Raw genomic sequence first — 15976 nt, 5'->3', positions numbered from 1 at the left:
ATTTCATTCGCGTTCGAGCTCGTGGGCCAGCGCCTCCAGCTCCGCCTCCCCCGCCATGAGCGAGGTCAGCCGCTCCCTGGTGATGTCGGCCTTGGCGTACTCGCCCAGGCTGGACCCGCGGTTGAGCAGGAGGAACCGGTCGCCCACCGGATAGGCGTGATGCGGGTTGTGGGTGATGAACACCACCCCCAGCCCGCGGTCACGGGCCCTGGCGATGTAGCGCAGCACCACCCCGGCCTGCTTCACGCCGAGCGCGGACGTGGGCTCGTCGAGGATGAGCACCCGGGCCCCGAAGTACACCGCGCGGGCGATCGCCACCGACTGCCGCTCGCCGCCGGACAGCGTGCCGACCGGCTGGTCCACGTCCCGGATGTCGATCCCCATCGCCCGCAGCTCGTCGCGCGCCACCTGCCTGGCCTTGCGCACGTCGAAGCCCAGGCCCTTGCGGGGCTCGGAGCCGAGGAAGAAGTTCCGCCACACCGACATCAGCGGGATCATCGCCAGGTCCTGGTAGACGGTGGCGATGCCGCGGTCGAGCGCGTCGCGGGGGCTGGAGAAGCGGGTCTCGGCCCCATCCACCAGCAGCGACCCGGCGTCGTGCTGGTGGACCCCGGCGAGGATCTTGATGAGCGTGGACTTGCCCGCGCCGTTGTCGCCGAGCACGCAGGTGACCTGGCCGGCCTCCACCGACATCGACACCTCGCGCAGCGCCAGCACCGAGCCGAACGACTTGCCGATGCCCTCCGTCCGGAGAATCAATGCCTCACCTCCTCGGCGTACCGCCGGACCAGGCGGTTGGCCAGCGTGGCCAGCAGCAGCATCGCGCCCAGGAAGAACTTGAACCAGTCGGCGTCCCACCCGAGGAACACGATGCCCTTGTCGGCCATGCCGAAGATGACCGCCCCGATCGCCGCGCCGATCGCGGACCCGTACCCGCCCGTGAGCAGGCAGCCGCCGATGACCGCCGCGATGATGTAGATGAACTCCTGCCCGATGCCGACGTTGGCCTGCACGGACGTGTAGCGCAGCGCCAGGATCGAGCCGACCAGCCAGGCGGCGAACGCCGTCGTCATGAACAGCGCGATCTTCGTGCGGGCGGCGGGCACCCCGACCGCGCGGGCGGCCTGCTCGTTGCCGCCCACCGCGAAGATCCAGTTGCCCTGCCGGGAGCGCATGAGCACCCAGGTGGCCACCGCGGTGACCAGCAGCCACCACAGGATCGCCACCCGGAACGAGCTGCCGCCGAGCTGGATCGTGCCCGCGAAGACCGTGTGCGCGCTGTCGTACCCGGAGGCCGAGCGCAGGCCGCTGACCTGCACCGTACCGGTGAGCAGCTTGGTGACGCCCAGGTTCACCCCCTGCAGCATGAGGAACGTGCCGAGTGTCACGATGAAGCTCGGCAGCCGGGTCCTGGTCACGATCAGCCCGTTGAACAGGCCGACCGCCAGCGCCACGACCAGGCCGACGAGCATGGCCGCCCAGACGTTCATGCCGTAGTCGGTGGCGAGCGTGACCAGGATCAGCCCGGTCGTGCCGGTCATCACGCCCGCCGACAGGTCGAACTCGCCGCCGATCATCAGCAGCGCGACCGCCACCGCCATGATGCCGAGCGTGGCCGCCGGGTCCAGCCAGTTGGCGACCCCGTCCAGGGACCGGAAGACCGCCGACTGGCCGGCGAAGAACGCGAACACCACGATCGCCCCGACGACCGCGCCCAGTTCGGGCCGGATGAGCAGGCGCCGCACCAGCCCGACGTCGGCGACCCGCTCGTCCGCGCGGCTCGTGGCAGCCGTCATCGCGTGCCCGCCTCCGCGAGCTTGGCCACCTGCTCGGCGTTCTCCTTGGTGACGAACCCGGGCCCGGTGTTCACCGGCAGTCCGCCGCCGACGGTGTTGAGGTTGTTCTTGTACAGGTGGAGGAACGTGATCGGCAGGTAGCCCTGCAGGTACTGCTGCTGGTCCACGGCGAACATGATCTCGTCGGCCTGGATCGCGGCGACCACGTCGGCCGACAGGTCGAAGGTGGCGAGCTTGGCCTGCGATCCCGAGTCCTTGATCGCGTCCCGCGCGGCCACCGCGACGGCCGGGTTGAGCGCGAGCACCCCGTTGACCGCCTGGTCCGACTGGAGCTTGGCGGTGACCTTCGAGGTCACGTCGGCCAGGTTGCTGACGTCGACCTGGAGCCGCTCGACCGTGCCGCCCAGGGTCTCCTCGGCGCCCTTGCAGCGCTGGTCGAGCCCGATGTTGCCGGCCTCGTGGATCACGCACAGCAGCTTGGTCACCCCGGCCGCCTTGAGCTGCTCGCCGGCGCCGCGCCCGGCCACGTCCTCCGACTGGCCGACGTGGGTGATCGCGCCGAACTCCTTGGACGAGTCGGCGCCCGAGTTGATCGTCACCACCGGGATCCTGGCGGTGACCGCCTTGCCGATGGCCTCGCGCAGCGCGTCGGGGTTGGCCATGGACACCACGATGCCGTCCACCTTGCCCGACACCGCCTGGTCGATGAGCTGCGACTGCTTGGCGGGGTCGCCGTCACCCTGGTACGTGACGGTCACCCCGTACTCCTGACCGGCGGCCTCGGCGCCGTTCTTGACCACGTCCCAGAAGGAGTCTCCCGGAGCGCCGTGGGTGATCACCGCGTAGTTGCCGCCACCGCCCGCCGGGGACGCCTGGCCGGTCTCGCCTTGGGTATTCTGCTCGGCCGGCGCGGAACAGGCGGCCAGCGCCAGAGCGCTCACCAGGGCCAGCACGATAGGGGTTCGTCTCATGAGGACTCCTCCAGAGCGTTGGGCTCGTCCCCGGTTCTACCCCAATATCAACTCTATGTATAGACATACGGACCAACTGCTAAGGCAGAACGGAACTGTACGTTCCGATATACTGGTCGCATGAGCACCGCACCCATGAGCGGCCGCAAGGCCCAGGCCGCGCGGAACGACGAGCTGATCCTCGCGGCGGCCCGCGCCGTCTTCACCGCCGACCCCAACGCCCCCATCGCCGCCGTGGCCGAGCGCGCCGGCGTCGGCATCAGCGCACTCTACCGGCGTTATCCCAGCAAGGAGGCGCTGCTGCAGAAGCTCTGCGGCGACGGGCTCAAGCTGTACATCGAGGTGGCGCGCAAGGCGGTGGAGGACGACGAGGGCGACCCGTGGGAGGTGTTCGCGGCCTACCTGCGCGGCATCGTGGACGCCGACAGCAGCTCGCTGACGATCAAGCTGGCGGGGACGTTCCAGCCGACGCAGGAGCTCATGCACGACTCGGCGCTGGCCTCCGAGCTGGCGACGGAGGCCCACCGCCGGGCCGTGGAGGCCGGGGTGCTGCGGCCCGACGTGACGCCCTCGGACATCGCGCTCGTCTTCGAGCAGCTCGCCTCGGTCAAACTCGGCGACGAACGGCGCACCTTCGAGCTCCGGCACCGCTACCTGACGCTCGTCATGGACGCCCTGCGCCGCCCCCCGGCCCACCATCCCCTCCCGGGCCCGCCCCCCGGCGACGACGAACTCAAGCACCGCTGGGTGCCCGCCAACGCCTGACATCCCTGGACCCTGCCGGCCGCCGACACCCAGCAGGACCGTCAGCGGTCGGCGAGCAGGGCCCCTGCCGGCCGCCGACACCCGGCCGGACCGTCAGCGGTCGGCGAGCTGGGCCTCGAGGATGAGGGTGCGGCGGGCGCGGGCCAGGACCGGGGCGTCGACGAAGCGGCCGTCCGGCAGGGCGAACGCGGCCGCCCCGGTGGCCTCGGCCGCCCGCACGATCTCCGCGGCCTTCGCCGCCTCCTGCGGCGTCGGCCTAAAGGCGGCCCTGATCACCGGGATCTGCCGCGGGTGGATGGCCGTACGCCCGAACATGCCCAGCGCCCGGCCGTCCGCGCAGGACGCGGCCAGCCCGGCCTCGTCCCGTACGTCGGGATACACCGACATCGGCACCGGCGGCAGCCCCGCCGCGGCGGCGGCCAGCACCGCGCGCAGCCGCAGGTGGTCCAGCGCCGGCCCGCCCGTGATGCCCAGCTCGGCGGCCAGGTCCTGCTCGCCGAGCGCGACGCCGTCGACGCACGGATGCGCGGCGATCGCCCGCGCCTCCAGGATGCCGGCCGCCGACTCCAGCAGCGCGTACGCCCGCGCGCCGAGCCGCTCCACCAGGTCCAGCGAGGTGGCCGACTCCACCTTGGGCACCCGTACCGCGTCCGCCTGACCGGCCAGCTCGGCGAGGTCGTCCAGCCCGCGCTGCGTGGCCGGGTCGTTGACCCGCACGTGCACGGGCGGCCCGCCCGCCGGGCGGGAACGCAGGTAACCCGCGGCGTTCGCGCTGGCCTCGTCCTTGTGGGCGGGCGCGACCGCGTCCTCCAGATCGATGATGACCACGTCGGCGCCGGACGCGGCCGCCTTGGCGAACCGCTCGGGCCGGTCGCCCGGCACGTACAGCCAGGTGACGGGAATCCTCACACGCTCACCCCGCTCGGCGGGCGGGCTCCGTCGGTGACCCGCAGGTCCGCGAGGTTGGTCATGGTTATGCAACTTATAAGAAAAATGTCCTAAGTCGATCCATCTCGCCGCGGTGGCGGATTCGCGTTGCGACCACCGGTGGAAACGCTGACAGGATGGACCCGTGATCAACGGCATCCTGTTCGACCTGGACGGCACCCTCCTCGACCACCGGGCCGCGGCCGACGCGGCGATCGGCGCCTGGGTCGCGGAGCGGGCCCCCGGACACCCCCGGCTCGGCGAGGTGGCCGCGCTCTGGGCGGCCCTGGAGGAGCCGCATCTCGCGGCGTGGCACGCCGGCGAGTGCACGTGGCAGGAGCAGCGGCGCCGCCGGATCCGGGCGCTCTGCGCGGAGCTGGCGATCGAGACGCCCGCCGACCTCGACGCGGCCTTCGCCGGGTTCACCGGCCACTACCGGCGGGGCTGGACGGCCTTCCCTGACGCGGCGGGGGCGCTGGCCGCGCTGGGCGGGTTCCGCCTCGGGGTGCTGACGAACGGCAGCCAGGAGATCCAGGAGGAGAAGGTCCGCGCCATCGGCCTGGACGGGCTGGTCGGCCCGGTGCTGACGGGCGAGGTGCTGGGCGGCTGCTTCAAGCCGGTCGCGGCCTGCTACACGGCGGCCGCGGCCGCGCTCGGGCTGCCGCCCGGGGAGGTGCTGCTGGTCGGCGACGACATCGCCAAGGACGTGACGGGCCCGGCGGCGGCGGGCATGCGCTCGGTCTGGCTGGACCGGCTGGGCGTCTCCCCCGCGCCGGAGGGCTTCCCTCGCATCACGACCCTGGCCGAGCTCCCCGCCCTGGTGGGCACCCGGCGGTGACGCCGGGCTACTGCCTGCGGACGTCCATCCCGGCCAGGGCGGACGAGGCCAGGTCGAAACCGCCCACGTGCGCGAGGTAGTCGCCGGGGGCCAGCGGGTCGCCCAGGTAGACGCCGCCCGCCTGCCGGACCAGGAGGGCGCCCGCCGCCACGTCCCACGGCTGGGAGCGGCGGCCGTAGACGGCGTCCGCCCGGCCCGCCGCGACGTACGCCAGGTTGAGCGCGGTGCTGCCGGGACGGCGCACGGCCGAGAACGCCTCCACCAGCCGCCCGTAGCGGCGCAGCGCCTCCTCGCCGTCCGCCTCCAGGTCGCGCGGGGACGGGTAGCCGCACAGCAGCATCGCCTCCCGGTCGCGCGCCGCGCCCGCGCTGCGGACCGGCTCGCCGTCGCACCGCGCCCCGCCGGGCCCGGCGGTGAACTCCTCCTCGCGTACGGGGTCGTACACGATGCCCGCGACCAGCTCGCCCGCCACCGCGGCGGCGATCGACACGCAGAAGAGCGGCAGCCCCGCCGCGAAGTTGGCGGTGCCGTCGATGGGGTCGACGTACCAGACCAGCTCGCCCGAGCCGGTCTCGCCGCCCTCCTCCCCCACGACCGCGCTGCCGGGGAAGCGGCGCTCCAGCACGGCCCGGATGGTCTCCTCGGCCGCCTTGTCGTGCTCGGTCACCGGGTCGTGGAAGTCGCGCTTGAGCGCCACCGCCGGCCGCGAGCGGAACGCCTCGCGCAGCCGCGGCCCCACCGCCCTGGCGGCCTCGGTGGCGGTGTCGAGCAGTGCGGCCGCGTCCATCGATCCCCCAAGAGAAACGTCCATCGCAGACAACCATGCCAGCACCGGATCACCCGGCGGCGCACCACCCCCACACGCTGGAAGTGATATTTGTCTGGACATTCTTACCTGGGCTAATCTGATCAGCATGACCGCGAATCTGGCGATCGACCTGGACCGATCCAGCCCCGTGCCGCTCTATTTCCAGGTGGCCGAGCAGATCGCCGAGGCCATCAGGCGGGGCGACCTGGCCCCCGGATCCCGGCTCGACAACGAGATCCTGCTGGCCGACAAACTCGGCCTGTCGCGGCCCACGATCCGGCAGGCGATCCAGTATCTCGTGGACAAGGGCCTGCTGGTACGCAAACGCGGCGTCGGCACCCAGGTGGTGCACGGCCAGGTCAAGCGGTCGGTGGAGCTGACCAGCCTCTACGACGACCTGCGCCGCTCCGGCCAGGAGCCGGCCACCCAGGTGCTGCGGCTGGAGCCACGGCCGGTCGACGAGGCGATCGCCGGGATCCTCGGCGTCGAGCCGGGCACCGAGGTGCTCTACCTGGAGCGGGTCAGGTTCGCCGCCGGTGAGCCGCTGGCGCTGCTGCACAACTGGCTCCCGCTGGGATTGGCCCCGCTGACCGCGGCCGGTCTGGAGAGCCGCGGCCTGTACGAGCTGCTGCGCGGGGCGGGCGTGCGGATGCGGGTGGCCAACCAGCGGATCGGCGCGCGGGCGGCCAGCCAGACGGAGGCCAAGCTGCTGGAGGAGCGGCGCGGCGCGCCGCTGCTGACCATGGTCCGCACCACCTACGACGACCAGGGCCGGGCCGTCGAGCACGGCTCCCACGTCTACCGGGCCTCCCATTACTCGCTCGAGGTCACGCTGATCGAGCGCTGATCGAGCGCTGATCGAGCGCTGATCGAGCGCTGACCGGCGCGGAATGGAACCGGGAGCCATGCCGGTTTGCATAGGAATGCAGGTTCATCCGGCAAAATGCGGCATACCGCCGCTACACTCCAGCCTGACAACGCGCGGCGATGCTCATGCGCCGTCCTGCCCCACGGCACACCGGTCCGCACACCGGCTGGCCCGGCGGGCGAGGACGGCTGGACCCCCGGCATCCGCGCGTCCATCGACGACGGATACCGGCGGGGGTCCCATGGATGCGTTCCACCTGACGACGAGCGTGCGCGAGGGCGTCGTGACCGTCGCGGTGGCCGGTGAGCTGGACATCGCCTCCAGAGAGCTGCTGCGTGCTCACCTGTTCCAGCTGATGGACGGGGCCGCCCGTCCCGGGGAGATCGTGCTGGAGCTGGGCGCGCTGACCTTCATCGACGCGGCGGGCCTGGGCGCGCTCGTCGCGGTCCACCAGCGCGCCCGGCAGCGCGAGGCCCGGCTGAAGCTGACCCGGGTGCCGCCCATGACGGCCCGGCTCATGCGCATCACCGGCCTGGACGAGTATCTCCACACCCCGGCCCGCGAGCAGACCTGACCCGCGCCCCTGACCCGCGCCCGCCCGATCAGGCCAGCGCGGCGCGCACGGCCTCCTGCGCGGCGTCCTTCATCCTCCCGTGGACCAGCGCGTTGGCCTCGCGGTCTGTGCGCACCTCCACCACCCGCGGCCCCTCCCCCCGCATCGCCTTCGGCAGGTCGGAGACGTCCTCCACGAGGGTGTACGGGGTGCGGGTCGCGGCCGTGAGGTAGCCGAGGTCCACGCCGTGCGGGGTGCCGAAGACCCGCTCGAACGGGTCACGCACGGCCGCCTGCGGCAACATCGAGAAGATGCCGCCCCCGTCGTTGTTGACCACCACCAGGCACAGGTCGGGGCGCGGCTCCCGGGGGCCGAGCACCAGGCCGTTCTGGTCGTGCAGGAACGACAGGTCGCCGATGAGCGCGTAGGAGGGCCCGTTGTGGCCGAGCGCCGCGCCCATCGCCGTCGACACCAGCCCGTCGATGCCCGACGCGCCGCGGCTGGCCATCAGCCTGATGCCGCGCCGCGGCCGCATCGCCTGGTCGAGGTCGCGGATCGGCATCGAGGAGCCGCAGAACAGCAGCGCTCCGTTCGGCAGCGTCTCGACCAGGTCGCGGGCCAGCCGGGGCTCGCTCAGCCCGGAGGTGTCGAGCACCTCGTCGACCGCCGCCCTGGCCGCCTGGTCGGCCCGCCGCCAGGCGTGCAGCCAGTCGTCGTCGCCGGAGGCCACCGGGATCTCCACCGCCTGGGCCACCTGGGTCGCCGAGCGGGTCGGGTCGGGCCAGCGGTGCAGGTCGGGCGCGACCACGATGTGCTCCTGGGCGCGCCTCAGCCACGACAGCAGCGGCCGCGACAGGCCCGGCCGCCCCAGGGTGACCACCACCTCCGGCGGGTGGGCGTCGGCGAACTCCGGCATGCCGAGCAGGAAGTGGTAGGTGGAGACGGCGTGGTCGCCGTAGCGGCCGCCGCCCTGCGGCTCCGAAAGCACCGGCCAGCCGGCCATGCCCGCCGCGGCCACGTACCGGCGCACGTTGGGCGCGCCGTCGCCGACGACGAGCACCCCGCGCCTGGTCGGCGGGAGGTGCAGGGCGACCGGGGGCGGCGCGACGCGGACCCGCGTCCACGGGCCGTTCACGTCGCCGCCGAGCGGCTCGCACCAGGAGGTGTCGCCGTCGGGCAGCAGCGGCTCGCGGAACGGCAGGTTGAGGTGCACCGGGCCGGGGTCGTCAGGCGAGAGCGCGCGCTGGTAGGCGCGACCGGCCAGCGACCGCCAGTAGGCCACCTGGCCGGGTCGGTCCTCCGGCACGCCCACCTCGGCGAACCAGCGCGTCGCCGTCCCGTACAGCTTGAGCTGGTCGATGGTCTGGTTGGCGCCGGTGCCGCGCAGCTCGGGCGGCCGGTCGGCGGTCAGCACGAGCAGCGGCACGCCGGACTCGCCGGCCTCGATCACCGCGGGGTGGAAGTTGGCCGCGGCCGTGCCGGACGAGCAGATCACGGCCACCGGACGGCCGGTGCGCTTGGCCAGCCCGAGCGCCAGGAACGACGCCGACCGCTCGTCGACGCGGACGTGCAGGCGCAGCCTCGACTCGGCGTGCACGGCCAGCGCCAGCGGCGCCGAACGGGAGCCCGGCGCGATCACGACGTCGGTGAGGCCGCAGCGCACCAGCTCGTCGACCAGGACCGTGGCCAGCGCGGTAGCGGGGTTCACAGTGACGCCTCCTGCATCCGCCGCAGCCACGACGGGGAATCGATCTCGAATGCCGACAGCCGCCCGGGGTCCACGTCCGGACGGCGCACGGCCAGCTCACCGCCCTGGGGGACCAGTGAGTCGGCCACCACGTCGCCGTCCAGCAGGGCCATCGTGCCGAGCCCGCACGCGTACGGCAGTTCGGGCAGGGCGGCGGCCAGCGCCAGGCCGGCGGCCAGCCCCACGGACGTCTCCACCGCGCTGGACACCACAGCCGGCAGCCCGCACGCCTCGACCACGCGCAGCGCGTCGCGCACCCCGCCCAGCGGCTGGACCTTCACCACGGCGATGTCGGCCGCCTCCGCCGCCCTGACCCGCAGCGGGTCCTCGGCGCGGCGGATGGACTCGTCGGCCGCGATCGGCACGTCGCACGCCCGCCGGACGGCGGCGAGCTCGTCGAGGGTGGCGCACGGCTGCTCGGCGTACTCCAGGTCGAACCGGTCGAGCTCCTTGAGCCGGCGCACCGCCTCGGACACCTCCCAGGCGCCGTTGACGTCGACGCGCAGCCTGCCGGACGGGCCGAGCGCGTCGCGCACCGCCTCCACCCTGGCCAGGTCGTCGGCGAAGCTCTGGCCGGGCTCGGCCACCTTGACCTTGGCCGTGCCGCAGCCGGAGCGGCGCACCAGCGCGTGCGCCTGCTCGGGCCCGACGGCGGGCACGGTGGCGTTGACCGGGACCGTGTCGCGCACCGGCTCCGGCCAGCCCTCGAAGGCGGCCTCGCGCGCGCAGGCCAGCCAGCGGGCGCACTCGCGCGGCCCGTACTCGGGGAACGGCGAGAACTCGCCCCATCCGGCGGGCCCTCGCACGAGGACCCCTTCCCTGACGGTCTGTCCGCGGAACTTGGTGCGCATCGGAATCCGGAACACCACGGGGGAACGCGTCACGACCCTCCCTGCCGCCACTGACCGTTCTGACGCCATTAACCTTACGAGCATGTGGAGGAACCCGTCGCATCCGGACCGGCCGCTGCACGCGGTGGTGCGCCCGGCCGGGCCCGAGCTGTTCGCGGCGATCCGGGCCGCGCTGTCGGGCGAGGGCCCCGCGGTGCTGCCGCTCACGCCGGGACAGGACGGCTCCGCCGTCGCCGCGCTGCGGCCCACCCACGTCGACGGGGAGCCGCGCGACGGCGGGCAGGGGGTGCCGCCTGACGTGGCGGTGGTCATCGCGACCAGCGGCAGCACGGGCACGCCCAAGGGCGTGATGCTGTCCGCGACGGCGCTGCGCGCCTCGGCGGCGTCCTCGCTGCGGCGGCTGGGGGCGGTCAAGGGCGAGCGCTGGCTGTGCTGCCTGCCCGTCTCGCACGTGTCGGGGCTGCAGGTCCTGGTACGCGCCATGCTCGCCGAGACCGAGCCGATCCTGCACGAGCGCTTCGACCCGCGGGCCGTGCTCGACTCGGGCGCCGACCACGTGTCGATGGTGCCGACGCAGCTGCACCGGCTGGTCGAGCTGGGCGCCGACCTGTCCGGGTTCCGCACCATCCTGCTCGGCGGCGCGGCGCCCCGTCCCGGCCTGCTCGACGAGGCCCGCGAGCTCGGCGCCTCGGTCGTGACCACGTACGGCATGAGCGAGACGTGCGGCGGGTGCGTGTACGACGGCCGGCCGCTCGACCACGTGGACGTCAAGATCGGCGATGACGGGCTCATCCGGGTGTCGGGGCCGGTGCTGTTCTCCGGCTACCGATCCGGCGGGGCCGCCCCGTTCGACGGCGGCTGGTTCGTGACCTCCGACCTGGGCGAGCTGTCCGGCGGCCAGCTGCGCGTGCTGGGCCGGGCCGACGACGTCATCAACACCGGCGGCGAGAAGGTGGTGGCGGGGGCCGTGGCCGCGGTGCTGAGCCGGCATCCCGCGATCGCCGACGTGGCCGTGGTCGGCCTGCCCGACCCGGAGTGGGGCGAGGCCGTGGTGGCCGCCGTGGTGCCCGCCGACCCTGTGAATCCGCCCACACTCGCGCAGGTGCGCGCCTACTGCGCCGACCGGTTGCCGCCGTACGCCGCGCCGCGCGACCTGCGCCTGCTTTCCCGGCTTCCGCTGCTGCCCAACGGGAAACCCGATCTGGTGCGGCTGAAGTCCGGAACCTGATGGATGCGCGGATACGTCATAGTGGGGAGAAGGAGGGAGCCTTCATGAACCAGTCCCGCAAGACGTGGGCATCCGCGGCCGTGGTCGGCGTCGTCGTCGCCGGTGGCGTCTGGGTCGCGGCGGCCGCCTCGGCGGGCAGGCTCGACCAGGTCAAGCAGTCGACCCGGGCCGTCGTCGAGCAGGTCGGCCCGTCCCCCTCCGTGCGGCCCGACATCGTGGTGTCCACCGACGTCAACCCCGATCCGGAGGACGTGCTCCGCTACTGGAGCGACGAGCGGCTGGAGGACGCCCAGCCCATGCCCATGCCAGAGGTCGGGGAGTTCGAGATCGGCGAGTAGCGCCACCGACCCCCGCAAGGGCGCGCCGCCGGCCGGGCGGCCGCCCTTTTTCGCGCCGAGGGAACAAATCTCGGTGTGAGGCGTTATTGATACTGGTGAGTACAGCGGCCGGAGCCGGGGCCGCGCCACCGCACACCCGCCTACGTCTTCGCTTCCACTCCGTATGGAGGAGGTGTCCTCATGCCCCGAACCGCCGTGGCCCCATCAGCCACCCTCGAGCAACTGATTGACCGAGGGCGAGCCCAGGGCCGCCTCTCCCTCGCGGAGCTGCGCGACGCTTTCGCCCAGGCCGGCATCAACCCGGCCGAGGGCCGTTCGATCCTGCGCGAGCTCACCGAGTCGGGGGTGAACCTGGCCGCCGACAACGAGCCCACCGCCCAGAAGAAGGCTGCCAGGAAGCCCGTGAACAAGCCTGCCACGAAGCGCTCCACCAGGAAGACTTCGCGCTCAAAGACTACCGACTCCAAGGCCCCTGAGGCAAAGGCCGAGATCGACGCGGACCGGGAGGACGTTCCGGACGACGTCGCGCTGCAGCCGGACGACGCCGAGCTGGAGAACGAGACGTTCGACCTGGACGACACCGCGTCCGTCATGGGCGACTCGGTCCACACCTACCTGAAGTCCATCGGCCGCCGCACCCTGCTCACCGCCGCCGAGGAGGTCGAGCTGGCCCGCCGGATCGAGGCCGGTCTGTACGCCGAGTACAAGCTGGAGAGCGAGCCGGAGCTGGACCTGGAGCAGCGCGAGGAGCTGCGCCTGGTGGCCGAGGACGGCAGGGCGGCCAAGGACCACATGCTGGAGGCCAACCTCCGGCTGGTGGTCTCGGTGGCCAAGAAGTACACCGACCGCGGCATGTCGCTGCTGGACGTCGTCCAGGAGGGCAACCTGGGCCTGATCAGGGCCGTGGAGAAGTTCGACTACACCAAGGGCTTCAAGTTCTCCACCTACGCCATGTGGTGGATCCGCCAGGCGATCCAGCGCGGTTTCGCCGACTCGGCCCGCACCATCCGGCTGCCGGTGCACGTGCTGGAGATGCTCTCCAAGCTGTCGCGCGTCGAGCGCGAGATGCACCAGCGGATGGGCCGCGAGCCCACGCCGGAGGAGCTGGCGAAGGAACTCGACAAGACTCCCGACCAGATCGAGGAGCTGATGCGGACGAGCCGCCAGCCGATCTCGCTCAACGCGACGATCGGCGAGGACGGCGAGACCACGATCGGCGACCTGATCGAGGACGTCGACTCTCCGGAGGCGTCGGAGATCGTCGACCGGCAGCTCCTCGGCGACCAGTTGCGCGGCGTGCTGCAGAACCTGTCGCCGCGCGAGGCGAAGATCATGGCGCTGCGGTTCGGCCTGATCGACGGCAAGCCGCACACGCTGGACGAGATCGGCAAGCACCTCGGGCTCACCCGGGAGCGGATCCGCCAGCTGGAGAAGGAGTCGCTGTCCAAGCTGCGCCACCCGAGCAACACCCGCCCCCTGCTCGACTGGGCGAGCTGACCCCGGCCCCCCGGTCGGCCCGGCCGGGCTGAACCCCGCCCGGCCGTGCGGACCGCGCCGACCGGCTGACCCCTCCGGGCCGGCCACCCGGCGAACGCGACGAGCCCCGGCCTGCGCCGGGGCTCGTCTGCGTGGGACGACCACGCGACCCGGAGCCATCACGAGAGCCGACATCATCCCGAGCGGGGTCGCCCGGCGCGCCAGAGTGACGTGAGGCCTCCTCCTGCGGAGGGATTATCTGGCGGAGGGGACGGGACGGGGGACGCGCGGGATGCCCCACATCCGGTTCTCCTCGCGGAGCGTGCGCAGCCGGTCGACCTCGGCCGTCCACATGGCGCCCTTGGGCGTCGCCTTGGCCTTGCGCCGGGCGATGCGGTCGTCGTAGGACTTCACCCCGAACGCCGCCCGCTGCCCCGCCTCGGCCGCCCGCAGCGCGTCGGTCAGCGCCTTGTCGAACGCCCGGCCCGCGGCCAGCAGCTCGATCTCGTCGGCCGCGCCGGCGCGCAGGTCACGCACCACCTGCTCGGCCTCCCTGGCCCGGTCGAGGAGCTGGGGGTAGCTCTTGGAGATCTCCACATCCGCGTGGTAGCGGACCTCGGCCTCGCGGCTCACCCGCGGACGGAAAAACGCCATCGACTCTGCCCTTCACGCTGTCCGTTCTTATCAGCGAACAGGGTACGCGCTCCGCGCCGCCGCCCCGTAACCGGTCCGGCGCGGCGCTCTCGCGCGACCCCCTTTACATAGTAAGATGATCACCATGCCCGCCAAGCGACCGCCCGTCCCCCTCTCCCGCGAGCGGATCATCGAGGCCGCCCTGCACATCGCCGACACCCAAGGGCTGCGCAGGCTCACCATGCGCCGGCTCGGCGACGCGCTGGAGGTCGAGGCCATGGCCATCTACCACCACCTGCCGCGCGGCAAGGAGGCGCTGATGGACGCCCTGGCCGAGCATGTCACCGCCATCCGCGTGGAGCAGGCCGCGACCTGGCAGGACACCGCGCGGGCGTGGTGCAGGGCCGGTCGCGAGCTGCTGCGCGAGCACCCCGGCGTGCTGGCGCTGGCGCTCACCAAGCCGCCCAAGGGCGCCACCGCCCTGGCCATCGGCGAGCAGATCGAGCAACTCGCCGACGGCGGCCTGCCCGACGCGGAGGAGGCGGTCCGCACGCTCCGGGCCTTCGTGTTCGGCAGCGTCGCCGTCGAGGTCCAGCGCTCGGGCTGGGCCGATCCGGAGGTGGACGAGTGGGTGCGGCGCGACCGGCGGGCCGACGCCGACTTCGAACGCGGGCTCGAAGCTTTGCTCCGAGGGCTCGAAACGTAGTGTGCGTGTCGCGCTTGGCCCGGTTATCCTGCATAAGGCACGCTGTGTCGGAGGTCACACGTCCCGGGGGCATCCTCCCCGAACAGTCCGAACGGGCTATGTCGGAACGTGTGACGCACATCGCACACTTGCTGGAAAGAAAACCCGAGCCGCTCCCGACCCCTTGATCGGGAGCCATCCACGAGATATCGGAGGCACGCCGATGTGCCCGCACGAACCGGTCTGTCCGTCTGCGGACGCGCCTGACCGCGAAGCCGCCCGCACCCTGGCCTGCCACCCCGAGCAGGGGTGGAGCCTGCTGTGCAACGGCGTCGTCCTGTTCGAGGACACCGGTGAGCTCTTGCCCGGCGGCACCGCCATCGCCCCGCACCGTCCCGACCCGCTGGTCGGGGCTGCCTGAGCCACCGACAATCGAGCGACCGCCGGCCGGTTACCCGAGATATCGGGTCAGCCAGTCGGCGACCACCTCGCCCACCTTGACGGGCTGCTTCTTCAGATCGTGCCCCTCTCCGGGGAGCACCACCAGCCGCGTCGCGTCCGCCGCGTCGGGAATCCCGAACGGGTCCCTGTCGCCGCTCACCACCAGCACGTCGACTCCGGCGCCGCGCAACTCGTCCGCCCTGGAACGTTCCGGCTTGCCGGGCGGATGCAACGGGAACGCCAGCGCCACCACGGCCGTGGCCCCGGCCGCCCGCGCGGTGCGGCAGGCCACCCGCGCCCCGTTGCTCCGGCCGCCCTGCACCAGCGGCAGGCCGGGCCACCGCGCGCGCAGCTCGCCCAGCACGGTCAGCCACGCCTCGTCCTGCCGCTCGGGCGACCCCGGCGCCCGTGCCCCCGCGACCCGGAACGCCTGCGTCACCCTGGCCACGGCCGCCCCCACGCCGAGAGCCGCCTCGCGCACCGCCAGCAGGTCGGGCGCGTCCACTCCGCCGGCCGACCCGTGTGTCAGCACCAGCAGCAGCCGGGCGTTCTCCCCCTCGTCGACGTCCACCCGCGCCGCACCCCGAGGGGTCATGATCTCCATGGCAGCACCGTACCTGGGGAGGAGTCCAACATGGCTCCCAGGTCTGATGACGGCGCGTCCGGGACAGGGCAGGATGTCCCTTATGCATCAGGAGAGGGATGTCCGCGACGAACTGCGGGCGACCATCGACGCCCGCCGTGATCTCGGCCCCGACTACGAACTCGCCCTGGTCGACTCACTCGCCGACCGGCTCGACGCCACGATCGCGGCCCGCGTCGAGGCGGAGCTCAGGCAGCGCGGCAAGGAATCCAAGCGCAAGAACGAGAACCCGCGCTCCATGGTGCCGATCGCACTGGGCTCCATGGGCATCGGCGTCCCGCTGACGGCCATCGCCAGCCAGGCCGGCGCCCCCGGGCTGATCATCGCCTGGGTGTCCATCGTCCTGATCAACATAGCCGCCGCCGTCACCCTCATGCGCCGCCCCTGACCCCCCGCAGGCCCCGCTTA

19 protein-coding genes are annotated in these 15976 nt (G+C 72.7%); 10 read left to right on the top strand and 9 right to left on the bottom strand.

The features are described from left to right. Positions 1-3 precede the first annotated feature (3 nt). From ACGFI7_RS29040 to ACGFI7_RS29030, 3 genes are read right to left on the bottom strand one after another with little or no spacing between them, the layout of a single operon-like run. Positions 4-759, bottom strand: a complete 756-nt coding sequence (locus tag ACGFI7_RS29040) for an ATP-binding cassette domain-containing protein (protein ID WP_393409975.1) — start codon at positions 757-759, stop codon at positions 4-6. Further along, a complete protein-coding gene (locus tag ACGFI7_RS29035) occupies positions 756-1796 on the bottom strand; it encodes an ABC transporter permease (RefSeq protein WP_393409973.1) in 1041 nt (346 codons plus the stop codon). Before ACGFI7_RS29035 ends, ACGFI7_RS29040 begins: the two co-directional genes overlap by 4 nt. Then, on the bottom strand, positions 1793-2767 hold the full coding sequence (locus ACGFI7_RS29030; RefSeq protein WP_393409971.1) for a sugar ABC transporter substrate-binding protein: 975 nt from the start codon (positions 2765-2767) through the stop codon (positions 1793-1795). The genes ACGFI7_RS29035 and ACGFI7_RS29030 overlap by 4 nt, the downstream gene beginning before the upstream one ends. Before the next feature lie 120 nt (positions 2768-2887). Between ACGFI7_RS29030 and ACGFI7_RS29025 the strand changes: the two genes are divergently transcribed. Continuing rightward, a complete protein-coding gene (locus ACGFI7_RS29025) occupies positions 2888-3532 on the top strand; it encodes a TetR/AcrR family transcriptional regulator (RefSeq protein WP_393409969.1) in 645 nt (214 codons plus the stop codon). A gap of 93 nt (positions 3533-3625) precedes the next feature. Here ACGFI7_RS29025 and ACGFI7_RS29020 read toward each other — a convergent pair whose 3' ends face one another. Next, positions 3626-4441, bottom strand: coding sequence for an HpcH/HpaI aldolase/citrate lyase family protein (locus ACGFI7_RS29020; RefSeq protein WP_393409967.1), 816 nt, complete (start codon positions 4439-4441; stop codon positions 3626-3628). A gap of 163 nt (positions 4442-4604) precedes the next feature. Here ACGFI7_RS29020 and ACGFI7_RS29015 point away from each other — a divergent pair, with 163 nt between their 5' ends. After that, entirely contained in the window at positions 4605-5297 is a 693-nt protein-coding gene (locus tag ACGFI7_RS29015) for an HAD family hydrolase (protein ID WP_393409965.1), read from the top strand. A 7-nt stretch (positions 5298-5304) separates the two neighbouring features. Here ACGFI7_RS29015 and ACGFI7_RS29010 read toward each other — a convergent pair whose 3' ends face one another. Then, positions 5305-6108 carry an inositol monophosphatase family protein gene (locus ACGFI7_RS29010; protein WP_393409963.1) on the bottom strand — a complete coding sequence of 268 codons (804 nt, stop codon included), beginning with the start codon at positions 6106-6108 and terminating at the stop codon, positions 5305-5307. A 103-nt stretch (positions 6109-6211) separates the two neighbouring features. Here ACGFI7_RS29010 and ACGFI7_RS29005 point away from each other — a divergent pair, with 103 nt between their 5' ends. Together ACGFI7_RS29005 and ACGFI7_RS29000 are read left to right on the top strand one after the other, a co-directional pair. Then, positions 6212-6952 (top strand): GntR family transcriptional regulator, encoded by a 741-nt coding sequence (locus tag ACGFI7_RS29005; RefSeq protein ID WP_393409961.1) that lies wholly within the window; start codon positions 6212-6214, stop codon positions 6950-6952. A gap of 262 nt (positions 6953-7214) precedes the next feature. Next, positions 7215-7547: an STAS domain-containing protein gene (locus ACGFI7_RS29000; RefSeq protein WP_393409959.1), complete on the top strand. Its 333-nt coding sequence runs from the start codon at positions 7215-7217 to the stop codon at positions 7545-7547. A gap of 28 nt (positions 7548-7575) precedes the next feature. Here ACGFI7_RS29000 and menD read toward each other — a convergent pair whose 3' ends face one another. Both menD and ACGFI7_RS28990 read right to left on the bottom strand, forming a co-directional pair. Continuing rightward, entirely contained in the window at positions 7576-9234 is a 1659-nt protein-coding gene (gene menD, locus ACGFI7_RS28995) for a 2-succinyl-5-enolpyruvyl-6-hydroxy-3-cyclohexene-1-carboxylic-acid synthase (protein WP_393409957.1), read from the bottom strand. Then, the gene (locus ACGFI7_RS28990) at positions 9231-10193 is read right to left on the bottom strand and encodes an o-succinylbenzoate synthase (protein WP_393409955.1); all 963 of its coding nucleotides are present in this window, start codon (positions 10191-10193) and stop codon (positions 9231-9233) included. The genes menD and ACGFI7_RS28990 overlap by 4 nt, the downstream gene beginning before the upstream one ends. 13 nt (positions 10194-10206) lie before the next feature. On the opposite strand from ACGFI7_RS28990, the gene ACGFI7_RS28985 reads away from it, so the two are divergent. The 3 genes from ACGFI7_RS28985 (at position 10207) to ACGFI7_RS28975 (ending at position 13187) form a co-directional block, all read left to right on the top strand. Continuing rightward, the gene (locus ACGFI7_RS28985; RefSeq protein WP_393409954.1) at positions 10207-11352 is read left to right on the top strand and encodes an AMP-binding protein; all 1146 of its coding nucleotides are present in this window, start codon (positions 10207-10209) and stop codon (positions 11350-11352) included. Between the two features lie 44 nt (positions 11353-11396). Further along, the gene (locus ACGFI7_RS28980) at positions 11397-11690 is read left to right on the top strand and encodes a hypothetical protein (RefSeq protein WP_393409952.1); all 294 of its coding nucleotides are present in this window, start codon (positions 11397-11399) and stop codon (positions 11688-11690) included. Between the two features lie 180 nt (positions 11691-11870). Beyond that, entirely contained in the window at positions 11871-13187 is a 1317-nt protein-coding gene (locus ACGFI7_RS28975; RefSeq protein WP_393409950.1) for an RNA polymerase sigma factor, read from the top strand. Between the two features lie 234 nt (positions 13188-13421). On the opposite strand, the gene ACGFI7_RS28970 is transcribed toward ACGFI7_RS28975, so the two are convergent. Further along, positions 13422-13820 (bottom strand): hypothetical protein, encoded by a 399-nt coding sequence (locus tag ACGFI7_RS28970; RefSeq protein ID WP_393409948.1) that lies wholly within the window; start codon positions 13818-13820, stop codon positions 13422-13424. 124 nt (positions 13821-13944) lie between these two features. On the opposite strand from ACGFI7_RS28970, the gene ACGFI7_RS28965 reads away from it, so the two are divergent. Both ACGFI7_RS28965 and ACGFI7_RS28960 read left to right on the top strand, forming a co-directional pair. Further along, complete coding sequence (locus tag ACGFI7_RS28965; RefSeq protein WP_393409946.1) at positions 13945-14505, top strand: TetR/AcrR family transcriptional regulator C-terminal domain-containing protein; 561 nt, start codon at positions 13945-13947, stop codon at positions 14503-14505. 202 nt (positions 14506-14707) lie between these two features. Further along, a complete protein-coding gene (locus tag ACGFI7_RS28960; RefSeq protein WP_393409944.1) occupies positions 14708-14905 on the top strand; it encodes a DUF5999 family protein in 198 nt (65 codons plus the stop codon). 30 nt (positions 14906-14935) lie between these two features. Here the strand turns inward: ACGFI7_RS28960 and ACGFI7_RS28955 are convergent, their stop codons facing one another. After that, a complete protein-coding gene (locus tag ACGFI7_RS28955; protein WP_393409942.1) occupies positions 14936-15529 on the bottom strand; it encodes an alpha/beta family hydrolase in 594 nt (197 codons plus the stop codon). A gap of 82 nt (positions 15530-15611) precedes the next feature. On the opposite strand from ACGFI7_RS28955, the gene ACGFI7_RS28950 reads away from it, so the two are divergent. Beyond that, on the top strand, positions 15612-15956 hold the full coding sequence (locus ACGFI7_RS28950) for a hypothetical protein (RefSeq protein WP_393409940.1): 345 nt from the start codon (positions 15612-15614) through the stop codon (positions 15954-15956). Positions 15957-15976: the final 20 nt, after the last annotated feature.

This window comes from Nonomuraea sp. NPDC048826 (genome assembly GCF_043198225.1).
Lineage (GTDB): Bacteria > Actinomycetota > Actinomycetes > Streptosporangiales > Streptosporangiaceae > Nonomuraea.
The sequence above is the reverse complement of the archived record's forward strand: the minus strand, read 5'-3'. Positions and strand labels throughout refer to the sequence as shown.

Bases quoted from the DNA above. Each gene is read 5' to 3' on its own strand.
- ACGFI7_RS29035 (WP_393409973.1), bottom strand. From the start codon at position 1,796: ATGACGGCTGCCACGAGCCGCGCGGACGAGCGGGTCGCCGACGTCGGG.
- ACGFI7_RS29030 (WP_393409971.1), bottom strand. From the start codon at position 2,767: ATGAGACGAACCCCTATCGTGCTGGCCCTGGTGAGCGCTCTGGCGCTG.
- ACGFI7_RS29025 (WP_393409969.1), top strand. From the start codon at position 2,888: ATGAGCACCGCACCCATGAGCGGCCGCAAGGCCCAGGCCGCGCGGAAC.
- ACGFI7_RS29010 (WP_393409963.1), bottom strand. From the start codon at position 6,108: ATGGACGTTTCTCTTGGGGGATCGATGGACGCGGCCGCACTGCTCGAC.
- ACGFI7_RS29005 (WP_393409961.1), top strand. From the start codon at position 6,212: ATGACCGCGAATCTGGCGATCGACCTGGACCGATCCAGCCCCGTGCCG.
- ACGFI7_RS29000 (WP_393409959.1), top strand. From the start codon at position 7,215: ATGGATGCGTTCCACCTGACGACGAGCGTGCGCGAGGGCGTCGTGACC.
- ACGFI7_RS28990 (WP_393409955.1), bottom strand. From the start codon at position 10,193: ATGGCGTCAGAACGGTCAGTGGCGGCAGGGAGGGTCGTGACGCGTTCC.
- ACGFI7_RS28985 (WP_393409954.1), top strand. From the start codon at position 10,207: ATGTGGAGGAACCCGTCGCATCCGGACCGGCCGCTGCACGCGGTGGTG.
- ACGFI7_RS28980 (WP_393409952.1), top strand. From the start codon at position 11,397: ATGAACCAGTCCCGCAAGACGTGGGCATCCGCGGCCGTGGTCGGCGTC.
- ACGFI7_RS28975 (WP_393409950.1), top strand. From the start codon at position 11,871: ATGCCCCGAACCGCCGTGGCCCCATCAGCCACCCTCGAGCAACTGATT.
- ACGFI7_RS28970 (WP_393409948.1), bottom strand. From the start codon at position 13,820: ATGGCGTTTTTCCGTCCGCGGGTGAGCCGCGAGGCCGAGGTCCGCTAC.
- ACGFI7_RS28965 (WP_393409946.1), top strand. From the start codon at position 13,945: ATGCCCGCCAAGCGACCGCCCGTCCCCCTCTCCCGCGAGCGGATCATC.
- ACGFI7_RS28960 (WP_393409944.1), top strand. From the start codon at position 14,708: ATGTGCCCGCACGAACCGGTCTGTCCGTCTGCGGACGCGCCTGACCGC.
- ACGFI7_RS28955 (WP_393409942.1), bottom strand. From the start codon at position 15,529: ATGGAGATCATGACCCCTCGGGGTGCGGCGCGGGTGGACGTCGACGAG.
- ACGFI7_RS28950 (WP_393409940.1), top strand. From the start codon at position 15,612: ATGCATCAGGAGAGGGATGTCCGCGACGAACTGCGGGCGACCATCGAC.